Source organism: Actinomadura spongiicola, from assembly GCF_003432485.1.
GTDB lineage: Bacteria > Actinomycetota > Actinomycetes > Streptosporangiales > Streptosporangiaceae > Spirillospora > Spirillospora spongiicola.
Genome location: NZ_QVNQ01000016.1, coordinates 111486 through 120824 on the forward strand (window position 1 = coordinate 111486; position 9339 = coordinate 120824).

Consider the following 9339-nt stretch of genomic DNA (forward strand, 5'->3'; position numbering starts at 1 on the left):
CGCGGCGGACCGTGTCCGGGTCAGCCGCTCTTCCGGCGAAACTGCCGCTGGTGGTCGGCACGACCGTGCGTGCCGCGCACCTTGGAGCCGCCCTTGCCGGACTTGCCGTCGTTCTTGCCCGCCTCTTCGCGCTTGCGTTCCAGGGCCTCCCGGAACTTGCGCTTCACGTCGTCCTCGCCGTGTTCGGGTTCTCCGGACGAGTCGGTCATGCGGACCTCCAGCTCTTGTAGGGCACCCCTAGCCTCACATACCCCGCGGAACGTGGCCATCCGCACACGCAGTGAAGATCATCACGGGAGATTCCGTATAAACCGGCCAACAATGGTCGATCTCTCCTAGGGTTTGTGCCCGTGGATCCGCAGAAACCGCAGGCAGAGCCCGGTCATCCGCCGCTGGAGGCGCTCGCCGTCCAGCCGCTGCTGAACCGCGACTACGAGTCCCGTCCCGCCGTCTTCTTCGCCCGGCTCCGCGAGGAGTACGGGCCGGTGGCGCCGGTGGACGTGCTCGGGGTGCCGTCGTGGCTCGTCATCGGCTACTCGCAGACCCTCGACGTGCTGCGCGACACCCGGGGGATCTGGAGCAGGAGGGTCGACACCTGGCGCGCGTACCGGGAGGGCGCCGTCCCCGCGGACTGGCCGATGCTGCCGGTCGTCGAGTCCGACAGCTCGGCGTTCCGCGACGGCGCCGACTCCACCCGGCTGCGCGGCGCCTGGAGCGCGGCCCTGCGCCCGTTCCAGAACCGTACCCGCGACGAGGCCAAGGAGCTGGAGCGGGCCGTCCGCCGGTACGCCGACGAGCTGATCACGGTCATCGCGGAGGGGGGACGCACCGGTGGGGCCGACCTGTCGGCGCAGTACGCGCGTCCGCTCCCGCTGATGGTCATCGGGCGGCTGCTCGGCGAGGGCGCGGACGGCGACGACGAGCTGATCATCGACCTGTGGCGGATCCTGGACGCCGGGCCCGAGGCGCACGAGGCGTCGGAACGCCTCGTCGCCCGGGTCGCGGGGGTGTGCGCGGACCGGACGGCCGTCCCGGGAGAGGACCTGCCGTCGTTCATGCTGGCCGCCGTGCCCGACCTGACCGCCGCCGAGCTGACCCGCGAGATGGCGATGATGACGGGCCTGGTCGGCGATGTGACCGGAACGCTGATCTGCAACACCATCACCGAGATCCTGATCGGCGAGACCGGCGCCCGCGACAGCATGTCGGCGGGAATGATCCAGGAGGCGATCAACCGGGCGGCGGCCGCGAACCCGCCGATGGCGAATCTGGCGTTCCGGTGGGCGAGGTCGGACGTGCGCCTCGGCCGGTTCGAGATCGCGGCCGGCGACCCGGTCCTGGTGTCGCCCGCCGCCGCGCACCTGGATCCGGCGTTCACCCGGACCTCCGCGCCCGACTCGATCTACAGCTCCCGCGCGCACCTGGCGTGGGGCGCGGGCCCGCACGCCTGCCTCGGCCGCGAACTCGCCACCACGATCACGACGATCGCGGTGGAGCGGCTGTTCGACCGGTTCTCCGGGCTGCGGCTCGCGCTGCCCGCCGACCAGCTTCCGTGGCGCTCGTCCCCCCTCATGCGGGGGCTGCGGTCCCTGCCGGTCACCTACGAGCTGGCGAACGACCCGGCTCCCGTCCCGGCCACCGCCGCGGAGGAGGAGCCGGAGCGGAACGGTTCCGCCGGGGACGAGTCGACCTCGTTGGTACGCCGCGTCCTACGGATGATGCGCCTGTCGCAGTCCTGAGCGGACGCGCCCCGGAACGGGCCACCGGGCGGCCGTGATGTTTGGGCACACCCGCCCGGGAACGTTTCGCTCACCGGCACGGAAGACGCGCGGGGAGGACGAAAACGATGCCAGACAAGAGCGACAAGCACGGCGCCAAGTTGGACGAGGAGCTCAGCCGCGAGACGCACGGCATGGTCAGTGGCGGCCATCCCACGCACGCCGAGGAGTTCAAGGAGACCGAGCCGTTCTCCGACGACTATCCCGCGGACCCGACCGCGGCGTCCGCGGGGAACCGCGAGGGTTCACCGCCCGGGATGAGCGCGCGGGACGTCGAGGGCCGCAGCGCCCTGGCCCGGATGCTGGCCGGCGTCCGGTATCCGGCGCGGCCGAACGAGCTGGTCAGGCACGCCGCCGAGGGCGGCGCGCCCGACGAGGCCGTCGAGCGGTTGCGGACGCTGCCGAAACGCGAGTACGAGAACGTCGCCGACGTGGCCGAGGAACTCGGCTACGGCCGCGAGGAACGCCGCTACTGACCGGCAGAGCGTCCGCACGACGACGGGGCCCGGCCGCGGCGGCGGCCGGGCCCCGTCGTCGTGGTCAGGACCTTCGCTCCTTCCAGGGGCGGTCGTCGCCGGTCACGTTCTCGACGTGCTGCGGCTCGTGGACGGCGCGGTCGGCGGGCGGCCCGCACCACCGGCCGAGGGCCTCGCGGATCGCCGCAGCCCGGCGGTCGGGCGCGGTCTCGTCCGTCGCCCACGCGATGTAGCCGTCAGGACGGACCAGTGCCGTCGTGCGGGTCGCGCCGCCCGCGAGGGCGCAGTGCACGCGTCCGGCCCACAGTTTCGTCGCCAGGTAGGTCACCGCCGGATCGTTCGCTCCGACGACCAGCACGAACAGCCCGTCGCGGAGCAGCGCGTACAGCCGTCCCGGGCTACCGCCGAGCGGGACGTCCGGGGCGCGCCGCCCGGTGAGACGGTGCGCGCCGCGCGGCGCCGGGTAGGCGATGTCGACGCCGGAGACGGTGCCCGCGAGCCGGCGCGCCACCGGCCGGGCGTGCGTCGCCGTCCACAGGCCCACGGTGCGCGCCCTGCGCAGCCACGGCTGCTCCAGAAGCGCGAACCGCAGCAGCGCGCCGCTGCCGCGCACGACGAGCCGCCCGACCGGGTGCCGTTCCTCGTGGTAACTGTCGAGCAGCCAGGACGGCGCCCACCCCCACAGTTCCGCGGCCAGCTTCCAGCCGAGGTTCGCGGCGTCCTGCATCCCGGTGTTCATGCCCTGCCCGCCCGCCGGGGAGTGGACGTGCGCGGCGTCGCCCGCGAGGAACACCCGGCCCACCCGGTACTTCGGCACCTGCCGTTCGTCGCTGTGGAACCGGGACGTCCAGCGCGGTTCGCGCATGCCGTGGTCGGTGCCGAGGGCGCGGCGCGTCACCTCCCGCAACTCGTCCATGTCGACGGGCTCGGAGTCGGGCGCCTGGTGACGGCGGTTCCACGCGATCACCCGGTACCAGCCGTCCCCGAACGGCGCCAGGAACGCGAACGCGTCGCCGGACGAGTCGACGGTGAGGACGTCGTCGGGCGCGTCCCGGAGCCGGACGTCGGCGAGCATCATCGACCGCACCGCCGCCTGGCCGGGGAACGGCACCCCGAGCAGGCGCCGGACGGTGCTGCGAACCCCGTCGGTCCCGACGACGTAGGAGGCGCGGCGGGTGCGGGTCCCGCCGCCCGGGTCGCGCACGTCGACGTCGACGCCCGCCGCGTCCTGGCGGAGCCCGACGACCTCCGCCCCGTGAACGATCTCCGCGCCCGCGTCCAGGGCCCGCCGCCTGAGGACGCGTTCCGTCTCGTACTGCGGCACGACCAGCAGGTACGGGAACCGGCTCGGCAGTCTGGACAGGTCGAGGGTGTTCCGCCCGAGGAGCCTCAGCTCGCTGACGGGCTCGCCCGCCGCGGTGAGGTCGTCCGCGAGGCCCCGCGCGTCGAGCAGCTCCAGTGTGCGCGCGTGGACGGCGAACGCCCGCGTCAGGTTGCTCGTCTCCTGTTCGCGGCGTTCCAGCACGGTACAACCGATCCCGGCCGCGGCCAGATCACCTGCCAGCAGGAGCCCGGTGGGACCCGCTCCTACGATCAGTACGTTCCCGGTCGGTTCACCGGTGGGCGACATCCCGCTCCCCTTTCGGCTCTACAGCGGCACGGCCCCGTTCTCGGAACAGTTCCCCGTAACCACCGGACTTCACAGGATCCGGCGATCGCGTCCCGCCCATTCCTTTTCGCGCAGCTGGAACTTCTGAACCTTCCCGGTGGACGTCTTCGGCAGCGCCGCCACGAACTCCACCGCGTCGGGAGCCTTGAAGCGGGCGAGGCTCCCGCGGACGTGCTCGACCAGGTCGGCCTCGGTGACGGCGTGCCCGTCGCGGAGCACCACGAACGCCTTGGGACGTTCACCCCACGTGTCGTCCGGTATCGCGACGACGGCGACCTCCAGCACCGCCGGATGCGAGTCGATCGCGCGTTCCACCTCCACCGTGGAGATGTTCTCGCCGCCGGAGATGATGATGTCCTTGGACCGGTCGCGCAGCTCGACGTAGCCGTCGGGGTGACGGACGCCGAGGTCGCCGGAGTGGAACCAGCCGCCCCGGAACGCGTGCGCGGTCGCCTCCTCGTCCCGGTGGTAGCCCTTCATCACGTTGTTGCCCCGCATGACGATCTCGCCGAGCGTCTCACCGTCCGGGGGAACGTCGTTCATGTCGTCGTCGACGACGCGCAGACCGTCCGTCTGGATCATGCCGACGCCCTGCCGGGCCAGCAGCCGGGCCCGGTCGGACGTCGGCAGCTCGGGCCAGCCGGGCTGCGGCTCGCACACCGAGTACGGTCCGTAGGTCTCGGTCAGCCCGTACACGTGCACGATGTCCGCGCCGAGCCCCTCCATCTGCGCGATGATCGTCGGGCTGGGCGGCGCGCCCGCCGTCGTCACGGTCAGCGGCCGCTCCAGCGGACGCGCCTGCGCCGCGTTCGCGATCGTCACCAGGACCGTCGGGGCGCCGTTGAGATGCGTGACGCCCTCGGCGTCGATGAGCCGCCACACTTCACCGGCGACGACGGCGCGCAGGCACACCTGCGTCCCGCCGACCGCGGCGAGCGCCCACGGCGTGCACCAGCCGTTGCAGTGGAACATCGGCAGCGTCCACAGGTACACGCTGGCGGAGGAGTGCCGCGAGTGGACGACCCCGCCGAGCGCGTTCAGATACGCCCCCCGGTGCGTGTACACGACGCCCTTCGGCCGTCCCGTCGTCCCGGACGTGTAGTTGATCGAGATGGCGGCGTTCTCGTCGTCCACGCCCCAGGGCAGCGGGTCGTCCGACCCGCGCGCCAGCAGCTCCGCGTAGGTCACGCCGCCCACCTCGGGGTCAGGTTCCGCGCCGACCGCGGGAACGGTCACGACCTGCGGCAACGAGCCCGCGAGCGGCGACACCGACCCGTGCAGGCCCGCGTCGACGACCAGGGCCTTCGCCCCGGAATGGCCGAGGATGTAGCGGATCTCCTCGGCCGCGAGCCGCGTGTTGATCGCGACGAGGACCGCCCCGGCGAGCGGGACGCCGAAGTGCGCCACCAGCAACTCGGGGACGTTCGGCGCGAGGTAGGCGACCCGGTCGCCCGGCCCGATCCCCGAGGCCCGCAGCGCGTGCGCCAGCCGGGTCGCCTCGGCGGCGAACCCGGCGTAGGTGACGCGGCGGTCCCCGTAGGCGTACGCCGTCCCGCCGGGGAACACCTCCGCCGACCGGTCGAGGAACGCCAGCGGCGTGAGCGCCGTGTAACCCGGGCCGTTGTCCATCGGGAGCCTCCGGTGCCGTCGGCCGGGGCCCGCCGCTCGCCCGAGCACCGCACCCCCGGCGATGATGTGACCTGCGTCTCAAGCATCGCACGCGGGCGACGGCGCCGCGGCGGACTCGTCACGGCGCGTCGGTCACTGTTCGGTGTGCCGCTGGGTCTCCAGACCGAGGTGGATGCGGTACCGGTCGGCCCGGTAGGTGGCGAACGCGACCTCCGCGCAGATCCCGCGGCTGAACGTCCGCTGCCGCAGGAAGAACACGGTGCCGCCCGGTTCGATGCCCAACAGCTCGGCCCGCTCGGCGTCCGCCGGCCCCGCCTCGATCGTCTGTTCGCCGGCGTCCATGACGATGCCGTACTCGCGTTCCAGCGCGGCGAACAGCGACGACTCCGGCGCGCGGCGCTCGAACAGGTCCGGCGCGAGCGTCGCCGGGATGTGCGAGCGCTCCACCGCCATCGGCTCCCCGTCGGCCAGCCGCAGCCGCTCCAGGACGTGCACGGCGGTGCCCGGGACGACACCGAGATGACCGGCCAGGCGAACATCGGCCGTGACCGTTCGGGAGTCGAGGTCGACGCACGCGGGGCGCATCCCCCGGGCGAGCATGTCCTCGGTGAAGGACACGAGCTCCTTCGGCATCTGCACCTTCGGACGGGACACGAACATGCCCTTGCCGGGGATGCGGCGGACGCGGTCCTCGGCGACGAGCTGGTCGACGGCCTTCCGGACGGTCATCCGCGACACCCCGAACCGCAGGCACATCTCACGTTCGGACGGGACGGGCGCGTCCACCGGCAGCCGCCGCTGCTCGATCATGTCGAGCAGGAGGGCTCGGAGTTGAAGGTACTTCGGTAGGGGGGAGGAGGGATCGATCACCCTTCATGAATATCCGATCCCGGTGAGGATCGAGACGGCCCGCACGGTCGTGTAGCCGCGCCACTCCATTTCCGCGGCGGGTGAGTAAGAGGCGAAGTCGACGCGCCACCCGCCGTCGTCCTGCTGCTGGTCGTCCAGTCGGCGCAGCTCGGCCTCCACGAGGTCCGGGGCGAACAGCGCCCTCGCAGGACCGTCGGGGTGGGGCGCGAAGTCCAGCGGCCGCATCATCTCGTCCGGCAGGCCGCCCTGGACGTGCACGAGCCCGTCCTTGGGGATACGCCCGCCGAGCAGCTCGATGATCTCGGTGTCGTGGACGGCGTCGGCCAGCCACAGCGTGAACGCGAGTTCCAGGGCGTGGAGGTCACCGCTCGTCCGGACGGTTTCGAGGCAGAATCGGGTGGCGCGGCGGAGCCACGGATGCGCGGCGACCCCCTCGTCGTGACCGGCGACACGCTGCGCCGTGGCCGCGACGACCGCCGTGATCTGCAACGACGACGCCTGGGGATCGGCGCCCGTCCAGAACGGCGCGCACCCGGCCGGATCGGGGATGGGCAGCGCGAACGGCAGGCCGCCGTCCGGCAGCGTCACCGACTCCAGCCAGTCGCAGAGCGCGACCGCCTCCGGAACCGCGACCGGGGCCAGCTCGGCGAAGACCTCGAACGCGTGCAGCGCCGCACCCGGCTGGCTCGTCCGTGACCGCAGATCGGGTTCGAGGCCGTGACCATAGCCGCCGTCGGGATTCCGGTAGGCGTTCACGGCGGCCAACAACGCCTCACGGTCGCCGCCGCCCGTCAGCGACTCGAACCGGCGACGGTCGAGCGTGCGCGCGTGCGTGGCCATGAAGTCGGACGCCTTGTTCAGATCCATGACTCCAGCGTGACGCGCCGCACCCGTACCGTCTTGCAACTTTCGGCCATCACCGGGTGAAACGCTCGTCTAGCCCGCCCGCAAGGAGAGGCCCAGGGCCTGGAACTGCTCCACCGGCCGGTGGTAGCCGCGCTCGATGTGGTGGACGCCCCGCAACGTGGACGGCCCCTCCGCCACCGCGGCGGCCAGCACCGCGGAGAACCCGGCGCGGATGTCGGGCATCGTCACGTCCCCGCCGCGGAGCTTGCTCACTCCCCGCACGACCGCCGAATGCAGCGCGGCCGTGTCGTGGTAGCGGCAGGCGGGGCCGCCCAGGCACGTGTCGTAGACCTCGATCTCCGCGCCCATGCTCTGCAACGCCGGGACGTACGCGAGCCGGTTCTCGTACACGGTCTCGTGCAGCACCGACATCCCGTCCGCCTGGGTGAACAGCACCATCAGCGGCGTCTGCCAGTCCGTCGCGAACCCCGGGTGCGTGTCGGTCTGCACCGCCGCGGGCGTCAACCCGTCCGGCGCCGACGCCATGATCCACTCGTCGGTGATCTCGAACCGGGCGCCCATCCCGGTCAGCGTCGTGATCGCCGTGACGAGCCGATCCTGCGGGCACCCATGGACCCGGACCTCTCCCCCGGTGACGAGCCCCGCCACCAGATACGAGAACGCCTCGATCCGGTCACCGCCGAGCCGTGTCTGCGCGCCGCTCAGCCGCTCGACGCCCTCGACCACGATCCGCCGGTCGGGCGCGAACGAGATCCGCGCCCCCATCCGCTGCAGGAACAGCGCCAGCTCGATGATCTCCGGCTCGGTGGCGGCGTTCCGGATCACGGTCTTCCCGACGGCTCGCACCGCCGCCAACAACACCGTCTCCGTGGCACCGACACTCGGATACGGCAGGTCGATGCGCGTCCCCACGAGTTTGGACGCGCGAGCGTGGATGCCGTCCGCCGCGTGCGTCACCTCGGCCCCGAACGCCTTCAGCGCCTCCACATGGAAGTCGACCGGCCGCCTGCCGATCGGGTCACCGCCGACCAGCGGCACGAAGGCCTCTCCGGCCCGGTGCAGCAGCGGCCCCAGCATCAGAATGGGAATGCGGTTCAGCCCGGTGAACGCCTTGCCGACGCTCGGATCCGTCACCGGCCCCGGTGCGACCGTGACCTCACCGCCGGATCGCTCCACCGCCATCCCGACATGCTCAAGCATGCCCGCCGTGATCCCGACCTCGCCGACGTCCGGCGCGTTGCCGATGGTGCTCGGCCCGTCCCCCAGCATCGCCGCGACCATGTGCTTGCTGACCGCGTTCTTCGCACCGCGCACGGTGACGTCCCCGCGCAACGGCCCCGACGGTTCGATCCGCCACAACTTCTCAACCACCCGAGCAGCCTAAGCCCTCCGCACGACCTGGACCCGCTCCCGACGGCCGCAGCGGTGCCGTCCCCAGGCCCGCCCGCGCAAGAGCCGTTGCGGCTCCCAGACATTGATGCTCGTCGGTAGCGGCATGAATGCAATGCTCCGCTTAGTGCGCGTACTGGCCGCTCCGCGGTCGCGCCGGTGCAGATGTGTGGGTTGGCACCGGCGCGACCATGGGTTCGACCATCGTCGAACAGACCAATCCTGCCTCATCCCCCGTTGCACAAGCGTTGCGCCCCCTGCCTGACGGCGATCACGCAGTTCGAAGGGGCCCAGAATGATTCACCAACAGCACGACGAGCCCCATCAAGACCTGGAGCGCGGCACGCGACGGGCCTATCGACGCCCGATCCGAGACCGCAGGCGCCTCGGGTGCGCTGCTGCTCACGCACATCGAACCGATACCCACCATCGCGAGAAACGATGCGGCACCTGACCCTGCGGGCGACTTCTGAGCAACAATGCCGCCCCACGGAAATGAGAAAGGCCCCGCCGATAAACGGCGGGGCCTCCCCCAAGAAATGTCCGGCGGTGTCCTACTCTCCCACACAGTCTCCCATGCAGTACCATCGGCGCTGAAGAGCTTAACTTCCGGGTTCGGAATGGGACCGGGTGTTTCCCCTTCGCCAAAACCACCGAACGC

General features: G+C 71.8%; 8 protein-coding genes and 1 rRNA gene. 2 read left to right on the forward strand and 7 right to left on the reverse strand.

Annotated features, from left to right (window positions below; translation table 11 throughout):
- Nucleotides 1–20: 20 nt before the first annotated feature.
- On the reverse strand, nucleotides 21–209 hold the full coding sequence (locus D0T12_RS33915) for a DUF5302 domain-containing protein (protein ID WP_117405071.1): 189 nt from the start codon (nucleotides 207–209) through the stop codon (nucleotides 21–23).
- Nucleotides 210–350: 141 nt separating this feature from the next.
- Between D0T12_RS33915 and D0T12_RS33920 the strand changes: the two genes are divergently transcribed.
- Both D0T12_RS33920 and D0T12_RS33925 read left to right on the forward strand, forming a co-directional pair.
- Nucleotides 351–1739 carry a cytochrome P450 gene (locus D0T12_RS33920; protein WP_233526460.1) on the forward strand — a complete coding sequence of 463 codons (1389 nt, stop codon included), beginning with the start codon at nucleotides 351–353 and terminating at the stop codon, nucleotides 1737–1739.
- Nucleotides 1740–1846: 107 nt separating this feature from the next.
- Complete coding sequence (locus D0T12_RS33925) at nucleotides 1847–2254, forward strand: DUF2795 domain-containing protein (RefSeq protein WP_117405075.1); 408 nt, start codon at nucleotides 1847–1849, stop codon at nucleotides 2252–2254.
- 64 nt (nucleotides 2255–2318) lie between these two features.
- On the opposite strand, the gene D0T12_RS33930 is transcribed toward D0T12_RS33925, so the two are convergent.
- From D0T12_RS33930 to rrf, 6 genes are all read right to left on the reverse strand, one after another.
- Nucleotides 2319–3884 (reverse strand): FAD-dependent monooxygenase, encoded by a 1566-nt coding sequence (locus D0T12_RS33930; RefSeq protein WP_117405077.1) that lies wholly within the window; start codon nucleotides 3882–3884, stop codon nucleotides 2319–2321.
- Between the two features lie 69 nt (nucleotides 3885–3953).
- Nucleotides 3954–5552 (reverse strand): acyl--CoA ligase family protein, encoded by a 1599-nt coding sequence (locus D0T12_RS33935; RefSeq protein WP_117405079.1) that lies wholly within the window; start codon nucleotides 5550–5552, stop codon nucleotides 3954–3956.
- A 132-nt stretch (nucleotides 5553–5684) separates the two neighbouring features.
- Nucleotides 5685–6422, reverse strand: coding sequence for a GntR family transcriptional regulator (locus D0T12_RS33940; RefSeq protein WP_117405081.1), 738 nt, complete (start codon nucleotides 6420–6422; stop codon nucleotides 5685–5687).
- A 3-nt stretch (nucleotides 6423–6425) separates the two neighbouring features.
- A complete protein-coding gene (locus tag D0T12_RS33945) occupies nucleotides 6426–7289 on the reverse strand; it encodes a hypothetical protein (protein WP_117405083.1) in 864 nt (287 codons plus the stop codon).
- A gap of 69 nt (nucleotides 7290–7358) precedes the next feature.
- Nucleotides 7359–8660: a UDP-N-acetylglucosamine 1-carboxyvinyltransferase gene (gene murA, locus D0T12_RS33950; protein ID WP_117405085.1), complete on the reverse strand. Its 1302-nt coding sequence runs from the start codon at nucleotides 8658–8660 to the stop codon at nucleotides 7359–7361.
- A gap of 559 nt (nucleotides 8661–9219) precedes the next feature.
- Nucleotides 9220–9336: ribosomal RNA gene (gene rrf / locus D0T12_RS33955) — 5S ribosomal RNA — on the reverse strand.
- Between the last annotated feature and the right edge of the window lie 3 nt (nucleotides 9337–9339).